Genomic DNA, 17096 nt, shown 5'->3' with positions numbered 1-17096 from the left:
GCAGATGGTGCTCCCTAGGGGACTCGAACCCCTGTTTTAGCCTTGAGAGGGCCACGTCCTAACCTCTAGACGAAGGGAGCATGCTTTGTCGCGAACTGCGCAGCGCGCTAGTATATGGACCACGATGCCATTGGGCAATCCCGAAACTTCAACCGGAAGCGCCAACATCAATTCCTCCGCTACATCACCGTTCAGTCTGCGCGTGATCCCCCGCGACCAGCACAACATCTCCCGCAAGGACATCAGCCCGAACGCCCTGCGCGTGCTCTACCGGCTGCGCGACTCGGGCTTCGGCGCCTACCTGGTGGGCGGCGCCGTGCGCGACCTGCTGGTCGGCGGCAACCCCAAGGATTTCGACGTGGCCACCGACGCCACGCCGGAGCAGGTCAAGGCGCTGTTCCGCAACTGCCGCCTGATCGGGCGCCGCTTCCGCCTGGCGCACGTGGTGTTCGGCCGCGAAATCATCGAAGTGGCCACCTTCCGCGCCAACAGCGATGACGGCAGCGGCGACCGCGAGATGGAAAACGGCATGCTGGTGCGCGACAACGTGTACGGCAGCATCGAAGACGATGCCGTGCGCCGCGACTTCACCTGCAACGCGCTGTACTACGCCATCGAAGATTTCTCGGTGCGCGACTACACCGGCGGCTTCGAAGACGTGCAGGCGCGCCTGATGAAGCTGATCGGCGACCCCGAACAGCGCTACCGCGAAGACCCGGTGCGCATGCTGCGCGCGGTGCGCCTGGCGGCCAAGCTTGGTTTCCAGATCGAAGACGCCACCGCCGAACCGCTGCCGCGCCTGGCCAGCCTGCTCGGCGAAGCCGCGCCGGCGCGCCTGTTCGAGGAAGTGCTCAAGCTGTTCCTGTCCGGGCATGGCGTGGCCAGCTTCGAAGGCCTGGAACGGTACGGCCTGCTCGACGTGATGTTCCCCGAAAGCGCCGCCGCGCTGCGCAGCAACCGCAGTGGCGCGCTGCGCCGCATGGTGATCGAAGGCCTGCGCAACACCGACCTGCGCGTGGCCAACGACGAGCCGGTGTCGCCCTCGTTCCTGTTCGCGCTGCTGCTGTGGCCGGCGTTCTGCCGCGCGCTGGCGACCCTGCAGAAGCAGGGCGTGGCGCTCGAAGAAGCGCAGCGTCGCGCTGCTGATCGGGTCACCCTGCACCAGCTGACCACCATCGCGCTGCCGCGCCGGTTCTCGCTGCCGATGCAGGAAATCTGGCTGCTGCAGGGCCGTTTCAGCTCGCGCCAGCGCAAGCGCGTGATCCGCACCCTGACCCATCCGCGCTTCCGTGCCGCGTTCGACTTCCTGGCCCTGCGCCAGGTCGCCTCCAGCGAGCACGCAGCCGACGTGGAGTTCTGGCGCGAAGCGCAGCTGCAGTCCGGCCCCGAACTGGACTCGACCCTCGACGCGGCGCATGCCGAAGCCGAACTGGACGAGAACGGCGCACCGCGCAAGCGCCGCCGCCGCCGCCGTCGTCCCGGTGGGGCCGCAGGCGAGTAAGCCGTGACCCTGGCCTGTATTGGACTGGGCGCCAACCTCGGCGATGCCGCGCAGACCCTGCGCGGCGCGTTCGAGGCGATGGCCGCGCTGCCGCTGACCACGCTGCGCGCGCGCTCGCAGCTCTACAGCACCCCGGCCTGGGGCAATGAAGACCAGCCTGCCTTCGTCAACGCCGCCGCCGTGCTCGAGACCGGGCTGGAGGCGACGGCGCTGCTGGACGCGCTGCTGGGGATCGAACGCGGCTTCGGACGGGTCCGCGATGCGGCCGTGCACTGGGGGCCGCGGACCCTCGACCTGGACCTGCTGCTGTACGGCGAAGCGGTGATCGACCTGCCGCAGCTCAAGGTGCCGCACCCCTACCTGCACGAACGCGGGTTCGCGCTGTTGCCGCTGGCCGAGATCGCCCCGGAGGCGGTGATTCCCGGTCACGGCCGCGTGCGGGATGCTGCGATGCGTATCGAGGCCTGCGGGATCGCGCCAATAGGAGGATAATGCGGGGCTTATCGCCACCGGTTATCAGCTAATGAGTACCCACGCAGACAGCAAGCCCTGGACCGTCCCCGCCCTGGCCGAGGCCAAGCGCAACGGCCAGAAGCTGGTGATGCTGACCGCCTACGACGCCGGCTTCGCCCGCGCGTTCGACGCCAATGGCGTCGACCTGATCCTGATCGGCGACTCGCTGGGCATGGTGGTGCAGGGGCACGATTCGACCCTGCCGGTGACCACCGACGACATGGTCTACCACACCCGCGCGGTGGCCCGCGTGCTGCAGCGGGCGCTGCTGGTGGCCGACCTGCCGTTCGGCGCCGATGCCACGCCGGAACGCGCGCTGGACGCCTCGCTGCGCCTGCTCCAGGCCGGTGCGGAGATGGTCAAGATCGAAGGCGCCGGGTTCAAGCTGGACATCATCCGGTACCTGGTCGAGCGCGAGATCCCGGTGTGTTCGCACCTGGGCTTGACCCCGCAGTCGGTACTGCGCCTGGGCGGCTACAAGGTGCAGGGCCGCGGCGACGCCGCCCAGCAGCTGCGTGACGACGCCAAGGCGGCGGTAGAGGCGGGCGCCACCCTGGTGGTGCTGGAGTGCGTGCCGACCCCGATCGCCACCCAGGTCACCGCCGACATCGCCGTGCCCACCATCGGCATCGGCGCCGGCCCCGGCTGCGATGGCCAGGTGCTGGTGCTGCACGATTTCCTCGGCCTGGACAGCGGCCATCGCCGTCCCAAGTTCGTCAAGGATTTCCTTGCCGAAGGCGGGTCGGTGGCCGGCGCGGTCCGTGCCTACGCCGACGCCGTGCGCGACGGCTCCTTCCCCGACGCAGAACACGCCTACGCCTCATGATCGACACCGTCACCGACCTGTCCCGCCTGCGCACCGTCGTCAATGGCTGGAAGCGCGAGGGCCTGCGCGTTGCGCTGGTCCCCACCATGGGCAACCTGCACGCCGGCCACTATTCGCTGGTCACCCTGGCCCGGCAGTACGCCGACCGCGTGGTCTCCAGCGTGTTCGTCAACCCGACCCAGTTCGGGCCCAACGAGGACTTCACCCGCTACCCGCGCACCCCCGAAGCCGACACCACCGGGCTGGAGCAGGCCGGCTGTGACGTGCTGTGGCTGCCCACGGTCGAATCGATGTACCCGTTCGGGGTCGAACTGGCCGCCAGCGTGAACGTGCCGGGCATCTCCAGCCTGCTCGAAGGCGCGCACCGGCCGGGCCACTTCGACGGCGTCTGCACGGTGGTCTCGCGCCTGTTCAACCAGGTCCAGCCCGACGTGGCCGCGTTTGGCAAGAAGGATTACCAGCAGCTGGCAGTGATCCGCCAGATGGTCGAAGACCTGGCCTTCCCGATCCAGATCGTCGGCGGCGACATCGTCCGTGAAACCGACGGCCTGGCGATGAGCTCGCGCAACCAGTACCTCAATGCCGAACAGCGCCCGGTCTCGACCACCATCCACCAGGTGCTGCTGGGCATGCGCGAAGGCTTCATCACCGGCAAGCCGCGCAGCCTGATCGAGGCCGAAGCCGCGGCCGCCCTGCAGGCGGCCGGCTTCCAGGTCGACTACGCGGTGGTGCGCAAGCCGGACCTGTCCGAGCCGGCCGACAGCGAGGTCGGCAACCGCGTGGCCCTGATCGCCGCCCGGATCGGCAGCACCCGGTTGATCGACAACTTGGAGTTCTAGGTCCGACGCCCACGGTCACGACCCGATGATCAAGAAAGGACGCCTCATGGCGTCCTTTTTTTAAAAAGCGTCAGATTCGTTTGAATCCGAGAAAATAGACTGAGGGTTAGCTATATGGGGTTTTTAAAGTCAATTGCAACTGGGCGCGCTGCTGATTTGGTGGGAATGATTGGATTTGTATGCTTGTTTCTGTATTCGATCTGGGTGATCGTTTCCATAGTTATGGCAGGCGAGCGGATCACCATTCTTAATCTGATCGTCTCTGTCATTCTTGCGCTGCTTGTACTCAGGTCGACGGCCAGGTTCATCAAGCGTCGCACTCCCAAGGCGTAGCTACTGGTTGACCCGGGCCGGTGCCTGGGTCAATCCCGCGCCCTCATCTCCCTGAACGGCGGGCAGCGACCGGGAGGCAGCGACTTCTCCAAGATCCCCGGGTGCTAGAATTTCCCTTTCCTTTTACGTCGTCCCGTGCCATGCACCTCTCCCTGCTCAAGACCAAGATCCACCGCGCTACCGTGACCCATTCGGAGCTGAACTACGAAGGTTCCATCGCCATCGATGACAACCTGCTGCTGGCTACCGGCATCCGTGAGTTCGAACAGGTGCATATCTGGGACGTCACCAACGGTGCGCGCTTCTCGACCTATGCCATCCGTGCCGAAGCGGGCAGCGGCGTGGTCTCGCTCAATGGTGGCGCCGCGCGCCACGTGCAGGTCGGCGACATCATCATCATCGCCGCCTTCGCGAGCATGAGCGAAGAAGAAGCTGACAGCTTCCGGCCGAAGTTGGTATATGTGGACGGCAACAACCAGATCTCCCACACCAACGACAGCATCCCGACCCAGGCCGCATGACACAGAACAACGGATTCGACCCGCTTCATTCCCATGCCCAGCGCCTGCGTGGCGCGAGCATCCCCGCACTGATCGCCGCCGAGCCGGGCCGCGCACAATCGCTGGGGCTGCGGGTCGGTCCGTTGTATGCCAACTTCGCGCGGCAGAAGTACGACCGCGCGGCGCTGGATGCGCTGCTGCAGGTGGCCGCCGAGCGCGATGTCGCCGGCGGTTTCCAGCGCCTGTTCCGCGGTGAGACAGTCAACGTGACCGAAGGCCGCGCCGCGCTGCATACCGCGCTGCGGGGCGACGCCACCGGCGCCCCGGTCGCGGCCGACGCGTTCGCCACGGCCGCGCAGGTGCGCGCGCAGATGGGCGAGCTGATCGCCGCGCTGGAAAAGACCGGCGTCACCGATATCGTGAGCGTGGGCATCGGCGGTTCGGACCTCGGTCCACGCCTGGTGGCCGACGCGCTGCGTCCGGTCAGCGGTGCGCGCTTCCGCGTGCATTTCGTCTCCAACGTGGACGGCGCCGCCATGCAGCGCACCCTGGCCACGCTGGACCCGGCGACCACCGCCGGCATCCTGATTTCCAAGACCTTCGGCACCCAGGAGACCCTGCTCAACGGGCAGATCCTGCACGACTGGCTGGGCGGCAGCGACCGCCTGTACGCGGTCAGCGCCAACCCCGAACGCGCCGCCAAGGCCTTCTCCATTGCCGCCGGCCGCGTGCTGCCGATGTGGGACTGGGTGGGCGGGCGTTATTCGCTGTGGTCGGCGGTCGGCTTCCCGATCGCGCTGGCGATCGGCTTCGACCGGTTCGAGCAGCTGCTGGCCGGTGCGGCCGAGATGGACGCGCATGCGCTCAACGCGCCGCTGGACCAGAACCTGCCCGTGCTGCACGCGCTGACCGACATCTGGAACCGTAACCTGCTCGGCCATGCCACGCACGCGGTGATGACCTACGACCAGCGCCTGGCGCTGCTGCCGGCCTACCTGCAGCAGCTGGTGATGGAAAGCCTGGGCAAGCGCGTGCAGCTGGACGGCAGCCCGGTCGGCAGCGACACCGTGTCGGTGTGGTGGGGCGGGGCGGGCACCGACGTGCAGCACAGCTTCTTCCAGGCGCTGCACCAGGGCACCAGCGTGATTCCGGCCGACTTCATCGGCTGCGTGCACAACGACGACCCGTACACGGTCAACCACCAGGCGCTGATGGCCAACCTGCTGGCGCAGACCGAGGCGCTGGCCAACGGCCAGGGCAGTGACGACCCGCACCGCGAGTATCCGGGCGGGCGGCCGAGCACCCTGATCCTGCTGGATGCGCTGACCCCGCAGTCGCTGGGCGCATTGATCGCGATGTACGAACACGCGGTGTACGTGCAGTCGCTGGTGTGGAACATCAACGCCTTCGACCAGTTCGGCGTGGAGCTGGGCAAGCAGCTGGCCAGCCAGCTGCTGCCGGCGCTGCAGGGTGAGGCGCATGCGATCACCGATCCGGTGACGCTGGAGTTGCTGGGCCGCCTGAAGGCCTGAACGCTCGACACCGCGTGCGGTTGAACGCCTGGATGTTCGACACCGCGTAGTGCCGGCCGCTGGCCGGCTCCTCGCGTGACCCATCTCCGCGCAGAGCCGGCCAGCGGCCGGCACTACGTCGGGATTCGGGCAATGCGAGGTTCGAGCAGAGCCCGGGTTATCCCGGACGCTCGGGGCTCGGTCTTTTCGCCAGCTTCCGCTGCAACGAGCGCCGATGCATGCCCAGCAACCTCGCCGCCGCCGACACATTCCCGCCCGTCTCATGCATCGCCTGCTGGATGTGTTCCCACTGCAGGCGGCTGATCGGGGTCATCGCATCCGGTGGTTCCATTTCGCCGTCGTCTGCAGGGCCGTCGTCTTCCTCGCCCAGTGCGCGCAGGATCATCGGCACCGTAGCCGGCTTGGGCAGGTAGTCGTCGGCGCCCAGTTTGATCGCCTCCACCGCAGTGGCGATGCTGGCGTAGCCGGTCACCAGCAGGATGCGCATGTCTTCGCGCAGCGCCCGCAGCGGCTGGATCAATGCCAGCCCGGATTCCGAACCGAGCTTGAGGTCGATCAGTGCGTAGGCCGGCGGCTGCTGCCGGGCCAGCACCAGCGCAGAGGCGATGTCGCTGGCGGTCATGGTTTCCAGGCCCTTGCGGGCCAGGCTGCGCTGCAGCGTGCGCAGGTACAGTTCGTCGTCGTCGACCAGCAGGCCATGGCTGGCGCCGGGCAGGGCAGGAGTAGTCATTCGGGTTTCTCCGGTGCAGCCAGGGGCAGGCGGAAGCCGACGCGGGTGCCGGCCCCCTGGGCCGGGCGCATCCACAACTCGCCGTCCAGGCGCTCGATGGTGGCATGGGACAGGGCCAGGCCCACGCCCATGCCCTGGGTCTTGCCGCTGTTGAACAAGGTGCCGGGCAGCACCGCGTCGCGCGCGTCGAAGCCACGGCCGTAGTCGCGCACCTCGCCGATCAGGTCGGCGCCCTCGATGCGCAGGCTCAGGTCCACCTGCGGGCGCCCGGCCTGTTCGCCGGCGTCGGCGGCGTTGTTGAGCAGCACCATCAGCAGGTGCCCGACGCCCGGGTCCAGTGGCAGCTGCAGCGGCGCGTCGTCATTGCGGTTGAGCGTGATGGTCGGGCGCACCAGGCGCCACTGTTCCAGCACCTGCGGCAGGGTCACCCGGTCGCGCGCGCTGGACTGTCCCGCCGCCGGTCGCGCCAGCGCCAGCACCCGTTCCCGGCACTGCACCAGCAGCTCGCGCAGGGTGTCGACGTCGTCGCGTACTTCGGGGTTGTCGGTCTGGTCGGCGATGTCGTCGGCGAGCAGGGTCATCGTCGCCAGCGGGGTGTTCAGCTCATGCGCGACCGATGCGGCATGGGTGGCTAGTGCGACGATGCCTTCATTGCGCGCGAAGCGCTCGCGCAGCAGCGCCACTTCGTGTTCGCGGCGACGCAGCGCCATCGCCAGCCGGGTCGCGAAGGCCAGCACGACCGCGGCCGAAAGCAGGAAGTTGGCGACCACGCCCCACTGGTGCAGGTCCATCGCGCTGAAATAACCGTGCGGCAGCGGCTTGCCGAAGATCCCGCTGACCGCGTAGCCGAGCAGGCACGCCGCCGCGACCGCCAGCGTCCAGCGCACCGGCAGGGCCAGCGCCGCCAGCGCGATCAGGATCAGGAACAGCGAGCCGAACGGGTTGGCCACGCCGCCGCTCCAGCCCACCATCCAGGTCAGCACCGCCACGTCCACCAGGATGTGGCAGAACGCGGTCAGCGGCGCGGTGTCGTCGTCCAGCACCCGCAGCTGCGCGTACAGGTTGAACAGGATCAGCACCAGCACGCCCGACCACAGCGGCAGCTGCGGCAGTTCCAGGCCCAGCACCCGGCTGGCCACCAGGATGGTCGCGGCCTGGCCGGCCACGGCCAGCCAGCGCAGGCTGCACAGGGTGCGGAGGAAGGGGGCGTCGGTACCGGTCATCGGCTGCCATCGTATGCGCTTGCGCGCCGGCGTGCCTGCGACAATCGGCCGCGCCCGGTCCGCGCGAGTGCGTTAAAATGGGCAATGCACGACGCCGTCAGCCAACCGACCCAACCTTCCGACACCACCGTGTGGGCCCGCCGCCAGACCCAGGCCGTCCGTATCGGCGGCGTGGTCGTGGGCGGGGGCAAGCCCGTGGTGGTGCAGTCGATGACCAACACCGACACCGCCGACGTGGCCTCCAGCGTCAAGCAGGTGGCTGAACTGTGGCGGGCCGGCTCGGAAATGGTCCGGCTGACCGTGAACAATCCCGAATCGGCCGCCGCCATTCCCCGCATCGTGGAAAAGCTGCGGATGATGGGGATCGAGGTCCCGCTGATCGGCGACTTCCACTACAACGGCCACCAGCTGCTGACCCAGGAACCGGCCTGTGCCGAAGCCCTGGCCAAGTACCGGATCAACCCCGGCAACGTCGGCTTTGGCAAGAAGAAGGACACCCAGTTCGCGCAGCTGATCGAGTTCGCGATCCGCTACGACAAGCCGGTGCGCATCGGCGCCAACTGGGGCTCGCTGGACCAGTCGCTGGCCGCGCGCCTGATGGACGAGAACAACCACCGCGCCCAGCCCTGGGACGCCGGCCGGGTGCTGCGCGAAGCGCTGATCCGTTCGGCGCTGGACTCGGCGCATACCGCCGTGGAGCTGGGCCTGCCGCGCGACCGCATCGTGCTCTCGGCCAAGGTCAGTGGCGTGCAGGAACTGATCGCGGTGTACCGCGACCTGGCCCAGCGTTCGGACTTCGCCCTGCACCTGGGCCTGACCGAAGCCGGCATCGGCAGCAAGGGCATCGTCGCCTCGTCGGCGGCACTGGCGGTGCTGCTGCAGGAAGGCATCGGCGACACGATCCGCATTTCGCTGACGCCCGAGCCGGGCCAGTCGCGCACCCAGGAAGTGATCGTCGCCCAGGAACTGCTGCAGACCACCGGCCAGCGCGCCTTCACCCCGCTGGTCACGGCCTGCCCGGGCTGCGGCCGCACCACCTCCGAGTTCTTCCAGGAGCTGGCCAAGGTCGTGCAGAACCACGTGCGCGAGAAGATGCCGCTGTGGAAGATCAACCACCCGGGTGCCGAAAACATGACCCTGGCGGTGATGGGTTGCGTGGTCAACGGTCCCGGTGAGTCGCGCCACGCCAACATCGGCATTTCGCTGCCGGGTACCGGTGAAGCGCCGTCGGCGCCTGTGTTCGTGGACGGTGAGAAATCCGTCACCCTGCGTGGCGAGAACATCGCCCAGGAATTCGTGGAACTGATCGACGCCTACGTCGAACGCACCTATGTCAGAAACGCCGGATAAGCCCCCGGTCATGGCGGCGCCGGAACCGGCCGCCGGCTTCCGCCACTGGATGGCGCGCAATGCCTGGCGCTTCTTCCTGCTGTTTGCCGGCGTACTGCTGCCGCTGGCCGGTTTCGTCGCGCTGGCCGAAGACGTGCATGAACTGGAAGCGTTCTATTTCGACGCCCCGCTGCTGTGGCGCATGCACGACGTGGCCCGGCCCGGCCTGGACGCCGCCTTCGTGCTGATCTCGAAGATCGGCTACCAGTGGGGCGTAATTCCCGGCGACATCCTGATCGTGCTGGCCCTGCTGCTGTACCGGCGCTGGCGCGAGGCCAGCTTCGCGGCGATCAGCTTCGCCGGCTCGGCGTTGCTCAACATCGGCAGCAAACAGTTCTTCCAGCGCGACCGGCCGACCCTGTGGGAGTCGATCGCCCCGGAAAGCACCTACAGTTTCCCCAGTGGCCACGCCATGGGCTCGATGACCCTGGCCGCCGTGCTGGTCCTGCTGGCCTGGAACACCCGCTGGCGCTGGCCGGCCGTGGTATTCGGCGTGCTGTTTGCCGGCTCGGTCAGCCTCTCGCGGGTCTACCTGGGCGTGCATTACCCCTCCGACATCCTGGCCGGGTGGTGTGCCGCGCTGGTTTGGGTGGTAGGGTGCTTCCTGGTGATGTTCCGCCGCCGCCATCCCTGGCGCCGCCGGAACTGACACCCGCCCGCAGGGAACGGGCTGCAAGCGGCAACGGTTTCCGCGGACTTCGATAGGCCCGGTATACCGAAAAGACCCAGCTTGAAAGACGGCGTCTTGGGTAATGCACTTCGTATGTGATGTGGGCATCAGAACGCGCTGATGGGGAGCGAACTTCCTTGTTATCGCAGGACCCCGGGGCTAGGCTTGCCCCGGATTGCAGCGTTTGGAACAGGGTGGGTGGGATGACGATTCGAGTGTATCTGGTGGACGACCACGCGCTGGTGCGTACCGGCATGAAGATGATCCTGTCGAACGAGACAGACATCGAAGTAGTGGGTGAGGCCGAATCCGGCGAAGACGCCCTGCCGGAGATCCGCAAGCTGCGCCCTGACGTGGTGCTGTGCGACCTGCACCTGCCCGGCGTAAGCGGCATGGAAGTGACCGAACGCGTGATCCGCGGCGACCACGGCACGCGCGTGGTGATCGTTTCGGTGCTCGAAGACGGCCCCATGCCCAAGCGCCTGCTCGAAGCCGGCGCCTCCGGTTACATCGGCAAGGCCTGCGACGCCCAGGAACTGCTGCGCGCCGTGCGCGACGCCGCCCTCGGCCGCCGCTATCTGGGCAGCAGCATTGCCCAGAACCTCGCACTGTCCAACGTTGAAGGCAGCCAGTCCCCGTTCGACACCCTCTCTCCGCGCGAACTCGAAGTCGCCCTCCTGCTGACCCAGGGCCTGCGCCAGGAAGACATCGCCAAGCGCCTCAGCCTGAGCGCCAAGACCGTCAACACCCACAAGGCCCGCCTGTTCGAGAAGATGGGCATCCACGACAACATTGCGCTCGCACGCATGGCCAGCCAATACGGACTGGTGGACCCGGCGCGGCCGATGTAATCGTTGAGACAGCGCATAGAAAAATGCCCGGAAAAATCCGGGCATATATCGTTACGCCGGAATTGGGGCGTCAATGCGACCGAACGCGCGCGACAATCTTCGCCGCCTGCGCCGCGCTCTCGCGCACCTTGTCCCATTCGCCGTTCTCGATCCAGTTGTTCGGCACCATCCACGACCCGCCGATGCAGACCACGTTCTTCTGCTCCAGGTACTCCGCCGCCGTGGTTTCCGTAATGCCGCCGGTCGGGCACAGCTTCAGGTCCGGGATCGGACCAGCCAGGCCCTTGATCATCGCCAGCCCGCCCACCGCCGACGCCGGGAACAGCTTGCACACCCGGAACCCGCGCGCATACAGCGCCAGCATCTCGGTCGGCGTGGCCGCACCCGGCACCACCGGCAGCGGCGCCGCCGCCAACGCATCGGCCATGTGCGCCGGCGTACCCGGCGTCACCAGGAAATCCGCGCCCGCATCGATGGCCTGCTGCATCTGCTCCACGGTCAACACCGTGCCCGCACCCACCACCACATCCGGCAGCTCGCGCTTGAGCATCGCCAGCGCTTCCATCGCCACCGGGGTGCGCAAAGTAAGCTCGATGGCCGGCAGGCCGCCTTCGAGCAGGGCAGCGCTGACCGCGCGGGCCTGGTCGAGGGTGTGGACGGTAACGACCGGCAGGATGCCCGCAGCAAGCAGCAGGGATTCAGCGCGTTTCTGGTGTTCAGCGATAGACATGTTTTTTCCCGATTCGCCGACGCCAACGAGGCGCCGAAATGTGTGGTGAGGCGGCGGCGGGGGCCTCCGTAGCGACGCTAGAAAACATGGATGTTTTCTAGCAGCCCCCATGGATGGGTTCACGGCGTGTCGCGGAGGAGGCCCCCGCCGTCGCCTCACATCAGGCGAACCCCACCGCCGCCGTTCGCGTCAGGCCATCCGTGGAGCCGGCCAGCGGCCGGCACTACGCCGTTTTTCGTTTCAGTTCATCCGTGCGACCGGTTCAGGCATCTTTGGCTTCATGCGGCGCAAGCGCTGCAGCAGCGTCGTGCCCCAGCTCGTACTCCGCGTCGTAATTCCAGACATCGCCATCGTCGGCCGCCGGCCCGCACGAGATCGAAATCGCGCCCTGGTCCGCCGGACCCACCAGACGGCGGTTCATCGCGAACAGATTGCGGCCCAGATCGTGCGCCGCCGGCGCCGTGTTCGGCGCCAGCTCGCGCGCTGCCCACTCCGCCGCGTCCACCAGCACCTCCAGCGTGCCGGCTTCACCATCCAGGCGGATCATGTCGCCCTCGCGCATGCGCGCCAGCGGACCGCCACGCGACGCCTCCGGCGTCATGTGGATCGCCGCCGGGAACTTACCCGACGCACCCGACAGACGACCATCCGTCACCAGCGCCACCCGGCGCCCCTGGTTCTGCAGCAGCCCCAGCAGCGGCGCAAGCGAATGCAGCTCCGGCATCCCGTTCGCACGCGGACCCTGGTAACGCACCACCGCCACGAAATCCTGCGGCAGCAGTCCCGCCGCGTGCAGCTTGTTGAGCACCTGCGGCGCATCCACCACCACCGCCGGCGCCTCGATCGTCCGGTACTGCGGTTTCACCGCCGACAGCTTGATCAGCGAACGGCCCAGGTTGCCGCGCAGCAGCCGCAGCCCGCCCTGTGCCTCGAACGGCTCCGCCACCCCGCGCACCACCTCACGGTCCGCACTTTCCGCGATCCCGTCGATCCACGTCAGCCCGCCTTCGCGCAGCGCCGGATCCTGCGTGTACTGCCGCATCCCGCCCTCGGCCACCGTCACCAGGTCCGCATGCATCAGCCCCGCATCCATCAGCTCCCGGAACACGAACGCCGTCCCGCCCGCCGCCGCGAAACGGTTCACGTCCGCCTCCCCGTTCGGGTACACCCGCGCCAGCAGCGGCACCAGCTGCGACAGCTGGTCCATGTCGTCCCACGTCAGCACGATGCCCGCCGCCCGCGCCACCGCGATCCAGTGGATCGTGTGGTTGGTCGAACCGCCCGTCGCCATCAGCGTCACCACCGCATTGACGATCGCCCGCTCGTCGATCAACCGCCCCAGCGGACGGAAATCGTCGCCCAGCGCACTGATCTCCAGCGCCCGCGCCGCCGCATGTCGCGTCAACGCATCGCGCAGCGGCGTCTCCGGGTTCACGAACGACGCGCCCGGCAACTGCACCCCCATCGCCTCCAGCAGCGTCTGGTTCGAATTGGCCGTCCCGTAGAACGTGCACGTACCCACGCCGTGATACGACGCCGACTCCGCCTCCAGCAGCTCCTCGCGCGTTGCCTGGCCCGCCGCGTAACGCTCGCGGACCTCCGCCTTCTGCTTGTTCGGAATGCCCGGCGTCATCGGACCGGCCGGCAGGAAGATCGCCGGCAGATGGCCGAACGCCAGCGCCCCGATCAACAGCCCCGGCACGATCTTGTCGCACACGCCCAGGTAGACCGTGCTGTCGAACATGTCATGGCTCAGCCCGATCGCCGTCGACTGCGCGATCACATCGCGCGAGAACAGCGACAGCTCCATCCCGCCGCGACCCTGCGTGACACCGTCGCACATCGCCGGCACGCCACCGGCCACCTGCGCCGTCGCACCCAGCGAGCGCGCCGTCTCGCGCAGGATTTCCGGGTAATGCTCGAACGGCTGGTGCGCCGACAGCATGTCGTTGTACGCCGTGATGATGCCCAGGTTCGGCGTCACGCCGCCGCGCAGGCGGCTCTTGTCGGTCGGCCCGCACGCAGCGAAACCGTGCGCCAGGTTGCCGCAGCTCAGGCGCGAACGGAACGGACCATCGCGCAGCGCAGCGTCGATACCGGCCAGGTAGGCCGCGCGCGACGCAGCGCTGCGCTTGACGATCCGCTCGGTGATGGCATGGAGGGTGGGGTGCAGGCTCATTGGCTACTACCGGCTATGAGAAGACGAAAAGAAATACGTGGCATGCGTTCAGTCGCACCAATGGATGCGCAGCTTCGGGCCGTCGATGTCGATCGCGTTGAGGATGGGATACAGCTGTGCGTTGTTGCTTTCCAGCGCCTGTTTCAGCACTTCCAGCTTCTGCTTGCCGCGCAGCAGCAACAGGCGCTGGCGGCAGGTGCGCAGACCACGCGGGGTCAGCGTGATGCGCAGCGGCCACTGGTTCGCGCCCGGGCACCCGGTCGCATCCAGTGCCGCGTAGGGCAGGGTGCTTTCCAGCGCTTTTGCCAGATCGCGCGACCCCGGGAACAGCGACGCCGTGTGCCCGTCGTTGCCCATGCCCAGTACCGCGACGCTGGGCGCCTGGTTGTGCTGGGCCTGCAGGTTGGCCGCGTACACGCACTCCGGCAAGGGCTTGCCGACCCGCACCAGCGGATCGAAGTGTGCACCTTCGGCGCGCTTGAGCAGGTTCTCGCGCACCAGCCACGCATTGCTGTCGCTGTCCTGCGGCGACAGCCAGCGCTCATCGACCAGGCTGACTTCCACCCGGTCCCACTGCACATCCAGTTCGGCCAGCGCCTGGTACACCGGCGCCGGCGTCGAGCCACCGGACAGCAACATGCGTGCGCGGCCGGTCTCGGCGATGTCGTGGTTGAGGATCTGCGCCATTTCCGCAGCCACCGCCTCGATCCACGCCTCGGCATCGCCATGCCGGACGAAGGTGAAACGATCCGAATTTTCAAGCGAAGTCATGCAGCGCCTCCTGGCAGGTCACGTTCAAGATCGGCGGCGTACGCGGCTGCGCCGAGCAGCCCGGCATGCGGATGCATTACCGCCAGCGACGGCACCCGCGCCATGATCGAAGAGAACCGGCCCTTGTGTTCGAAGCGCTGGCGGAACCCCGAATGCTGCAGCGAATCGAGCATCTTCGGCACCAGCCCGCCGGTCAGGAACACGCCGTCCCAGGCGCCCTGGATCAGCACCAGGTCGCCGGCGATCGCACCGAACACCGCGCAGAACACATCCACCGTGCGCATCGCCTGCGGGTCGCCGTGCAGTGCACGCGCAGTGACGTCCACCGGCTGCAGCTGGCCCGGATCCACATCGGCCATCTCGCACACCGCGCGATGGATGTTGACCAGGCCCGGGCCGCAGATCAGGCGCTCATTGGAGACCCGCCCGAACTGTTCGGACAGGATCTCCAGGATCCGGATTTCCTCCGGCGTACCCGGCGGGAAGCTGACATGGCCGCCCTCGGTTTCCAGCGGGTAGCAGCGGCCGTGGCGCAGGATCAGCCCGCCCACGCCCAGCCCGGTACCCGGTCCGATCACCGCGTAGTTGCGCGGCTGGCCGGGCTTGCCCGGTACCCACGCCGCGCCGCCGACCTGGACCACGTCCTGCGGCTGCAGCAGCGAGATCGCCATTGCCTGCGCGGCGAAGTCGTTGATCAGGTGCAGCTCGTTGAAGCCCAGCATGTGCGCGGTGCGCATCCGCGAGATCACCCACGGATGATTGGTGATGCGCGCTTCATCGCCATCGACGCGGCCGGCCACGGCGAACACGCCGCGCTGCGCTTCCGCACCGATCTGCTCCAGGTAATGCCGTGCGGCGTCGCCCAGCGACGGGAAATCGGCGACCACGAATTCGCGGATGCTGTCGTTGATCAGCGGTGCGGCCAGGCTGGTATCGGCCAGCGCGAAGCGGGCGTTGGTACCGCCGATGTCGGCGACCAGCGCCGGTTGGGTCGACACCGTCATGCCGGTTCCTTGCGGGCGGCGTCGGCGTTCACGTCGGCAGGCAGGAAGCCGAAGGCCTGTTCCGGGCCCCACTCACCGGCCGGATAGGGCTGCAGCGGCAGGTCCGCCGCCTTCCACGCATCGCTGACGCTGTCGATCCAGGCCCAGGCCGCGCGCACTTCGTCGTCGCGCACGAACAGCGCATGGTTGCCGTTGAACGCGTCCAGGAACAGGCGCTCGTAGGCAATGCGGCGGTGCAGGCCGGTCGGCACCGACAGTTCCAGTTCCAGCGGGTGCAGTTCCAGCGCGCCCCATTCCGGGCCGGCCAGGCTGCTCATCAGGCCCAGCTCGATGTTTTCCTGCGGCTGCAGCTGGAAGGTGATGCGGTTGGGCGTGGCATTGCCACGGTCCGGGCGCTCGAACAGCCAGTGCGTGACCGGCTTGAGCGTGACCACCACGCGGCTGGTGCGTTCGGCCAGGCGCTTGCCGGTGACCAGGTGGAACGGCACGCCGGACCAGCGCCAGTTGTCGATGTGCGCGGTGACACCGACGAAGGTTTCCACGTCGCTGCCTTCCGGCGGCTGGTAGGCCTGCGCCGGTTGGCCATTGATGGTGCCGGCGGTGTAGCGGCCACGCACGCTGTCGCGCGCTGCGTGCTTTGCATCCAGCGGGCGCAGAGCGCGCAGCACCTTGACCTTCTCGTCGCGGATGCGGTCGGCTTCCAGCGACGCCGGCGGCTCCATCGCCACCAGGCACAGCAGCTGCAGGATGTGGCTCTGGACCATGTCGCGCAGCGCGCCCGAGCGTGCGTAGTAGGCATCGCGGCCATCCACGCCTTCGCTCTCGGCGACCAGGATGTGCACCGACTCGATGTAGTTGCGGTTCCACACTGCCTCGAGCAGCGTGTTGCCGAAGCGCAGCGCGATCAGGTTCTGCACCGCGGCCTTGCCCAGGTAATGGTCCAGGCGGAACACGCGGTCTTCGTCGATCCACTGGCCGATGGTGGTCAGGATCTGCTGCGCGCTCTCGCTGTCGCTGCCGATCGGCTTTTCCAGCATCAACCGGTGCGGTGCGGCGAGTGCGCCGCCCAGGGCCAGGCCTTCGCAGGTGGAGATGTACAGGCCCGGCGGAATGGCCAGGTAGCTCACGCAGTTGCCGTGCACCAGGTCGCGCACCGAGTCGGCCACCGACTGCGCATCGCGCAGGTCGACCGAACGGTAATCGATGCGATCGAGCAGCGACTGGATGTCGTCCTGGCTGGCACTCGGCATGGCCTGCTGCAGGCGCGGGCGCAGGATGTCGCGGAATGCTTCCGTGTCGTGCGCGGACAACGCCAGTGCGCGGATCTTGAAGTTTTCCGCCAGCAGGCCGTCGCCAAGGAGGCGCAGCAACGAGGGGAACAGATAGCGCTGGGCGAGGTCGCCGGTGGCGCCGAACAGGAAGAGGGTGTCGTGCATCGCTCGAGTTTCAGATCCGGGTGACATCGTTGTCAATCGCTTCTCGTCTATGTTCTCGGGGGTCCCGCG

General features: G+C 67.8%; 16 protein-coding genes and 1 tRNA gene. 9 read left to right on the top strand and 8 right to left on the bottom strand.

Annotated features, from left to right (window positions below; all coding sequences use genetic code 11):
• Positions 1–5: 5 nt before the first annotated feature.
• Positions 6–80: transfer RNA gene (locus tag C2U58_RS10245), tRNA-Glu, on the bottom strand.
• Between the two features lie 50 nt (positions 81–130).
• Here C2U58_RS10245 and pcnB point away from each other — a divergent pair.
• The 6 genes from pcnB (at position 131) to pgi (ending at position 6044) form a co-directional block, all read left to right on the top strand.
• The gene (pcnB, locus tag C2U58_RS10240) at positions 131–1501 is read left to right on the top strand and encodes a polynucleotide adenylyltransferase PcnB (RefSeq protein WP_102945759.1); all 1371 of its coding nucleotides are present in this window, start codon (positions 131–133) and stop codon (positions 1499–1501) included.
• 3 nt (positions 1502–1504) lie between these two features.
• The gene (folK, locus tag C2U58_RS10235; RefSeq protein WP_102945758.1) at positions 1505–1993 is read left to right on the top strand and encodes a 2-amino-4-hydroxy-6-hydroxymethyldihydropteridine diphosphokinase; all 489 of its coding nucleotides are present in this window, start codon (positions 1505–1507) and stop codon (positions 1991–1993) included.
• A 31-nt stretch (positions 1994–2024) separates the two neighbouring features.
• On the top strand, positions 2025–2840 hold the full coding sequence (gene panB, locus C2U58_RS10230) for a 3-methyl-2-oxobutanoate hydroxymethyltransferase (protein WP_102945757.1): 816 nt from the start codon (positions 2025–2027) through the stop codon (positions 2838–2840).
• On the top strand, positions 2837–3679 hold the full coding sequence (gene panC, locus C2U58_RS10225) for a pantoate--beta-alanine ligase (RefSeq protein WP_102945756.1): 843 nt from the start codon (positions 2837–2839) through the stop codon (positions 3677–3679). The genes panB and panC overlap by 4 nt, the downstream gene beginning before the upstream one ends.
• A gap of 473 nt (positions 3680–4152) precedes the next feature.
• Complete coding sequence (gene panD / locus C2U58_RS10220; protein ID WP_068850963.1) at positions 4153–4533, top strand: aspartate 1-decarboxylase; 381 nt, start codon at positions 4153–4155, stop codon at positions 4531–4533.
• Positions 4530–6044 (top strand): glucose-6-phosphate isomerase, encoded by a 1515-nt coding sequence (gene pgi, locus C2U58_RS10215; protein WP_102945755.1) that lies wholly within the window; start codon positions 4530–4532, stop codon positions 6042–6044. The genes panD and pgi overlap by 4 nt, the downstream gene beginning before the upstream one ends.
• Positions 6045–6201: 157 nt before the next feature.
• Here the strand turns inward: pgi and C2U58_RS10210 are convergent, their stop codons facing one another.
• Both C2U58_RS10210 and C2U58_RS10205 read right to left on the bottom strand, forming a co-directional pair.
• Complete coding sequence (locus C2U58_RS10210; protein WP_070208868.1) at positions 6202–6774, bottom strand: response regulator transcription factor; 573 nt, start codon at positions 6772–6774, stop codon at positions 6202–6204.
• On the bottom strand, positions 6771–7997 hold the full coding sequence (locus C2U58_RS10205) for an ATP-binding protein (protein ID WP_070208867.1): 1227 nt from the start codon (positions 7995–7997) through the stop codon (positions 6771–6773). The genes C2U58_RS10210 and C2U58_RS10205 overlap by 4 nt, the downstream gene beginning before the upstream one ends.
• Positions 7998–8081: 84 nt before the next feature.
• Between C2U58_RS10205 and ispG the strand changes: the two genes are divergently transcribed.
• The 3 genes from ispG (at position 8082) to C2U58_RS10190 (ending at position 10907) form a co-directional block, all read left to right on the top strand.
• Entirely contained in the window at positions 8082–9347 is a 1266-nt protein-coding gene (gene ispG, locus C2U58_RS10200; protein WP_102945754.1) for a flavodoxin-dependent (E)-4-hydroxy-3-methylbut-2-enyl-diphosphate synthase, read from the top strand.
• Positions 9328–10035, top strand: a complete 708-nt coding sequence (locus C2U58_RS10195) for a phosphatase PAP2 family protein (RefSeq protein ID WP_102945753.1) — start codon at positions 9328–9330, stop codon at positions 10033–10035. The genes ispG and C2U58_RS10195 overlap by 20 nt, the downstream gene beginning before the upstream one ends.
• A 224-nt stretch (positions 10036–10259) precedes the next feature.
• Positions 10260–10907 (top strand): response regulator, encoded by a 648-nt coding sequence (locus tag C2U58_RS10190; protein ID WP_102945752.1) that lies wholly within the window; start codon positions 10260–10262, stop codon positions 10905–10907.
• 70 nt (positions 10908–10977) lie between these two features.
• On the opposite strand, the gene C2U58_RS10185 is transcribed toward C2U58_RS10190, so the two are convergent.
• The 5 genes from C2U58_RS10185 to zwf all read right to left on the bottom strand — a co-directional run bounded on the left by C2U58_RS10185 (position 10978) and on the right by zwf (position 17027).
• Complete coding sequence (locus C2U58_RS10185; protein WP_102945751.1) at positions 10978–11637, bottom strand: bifunctional 4-hydroxy-2-oxoglutarate aldolase/2-dehydro-3-deoxy-phosphogluconate aldolase; 660 nt, start codon at positions 11635–11637, stop codon at positions 10978–10980.
• Between the two features lie 262 nt (positions 11638–11899).
• A complete protein-coding gene (edd, locus tag C2U58_RS10180) occupies positions 11900–13816 on the bottom strand; it encodes a phosphogluconate dehydratase (RefSeq protein WP_102945750.1) in 1917 nt (638 codons plus the stop codon).
• Positions 13817–13864: 48 nt separating this feature from the next.
• Positions 13865–14587, bottom strand: a complete 723-nt coding sequence (gene pgl, locus C2U58_RS10175; protein ID WP_102945749.1) for a 6-phosphogluconolactonase — start codon at positions 14585–14587, stop codon at positions 13865–13867.
• Positions 14584–15591, bottom strand: coding sequence for a glucokinase (gene glk / locus C2U58_RS10170; protein ID WP_102945748.1), 1008 nt, complete (start codon positions 15589–15591; stop codon positions 14584–14586). The genes pgl and glk overlap by 4 nt, the downstream gene beginning before the upstream one ends.
• Complete coding sequence (gene zwf, locus C2U58_RS10165) at positions 15588–17027, bottom strand: glucose-6-phosphate dehydrogenase (protein ID WP_102945747.1); 1440 nt, start codon at positions 17025–17027, stop codon at positions 15588–15590. Before zwf ends, glk begins: the two co-directional genes overlap by 4 nt.
• Positions 17028–17096: the final 69 nt, after the last annotated feature.

The organism is Stenotrophomonas sp. VV52 (genome assembly GCF_002893095.1).
GTDB classification, from domain to species: domain Bacteria; phylum Pseudomonadota; class Gammaproteobacteria; order Xanthomonadales; family Xanthomonadaceae; genus Stenotrophomonas; species Stenotrophomonas aracearum.
This window is presented reverse-complemented; position numbering and strand designations above follow the sequence as displayed.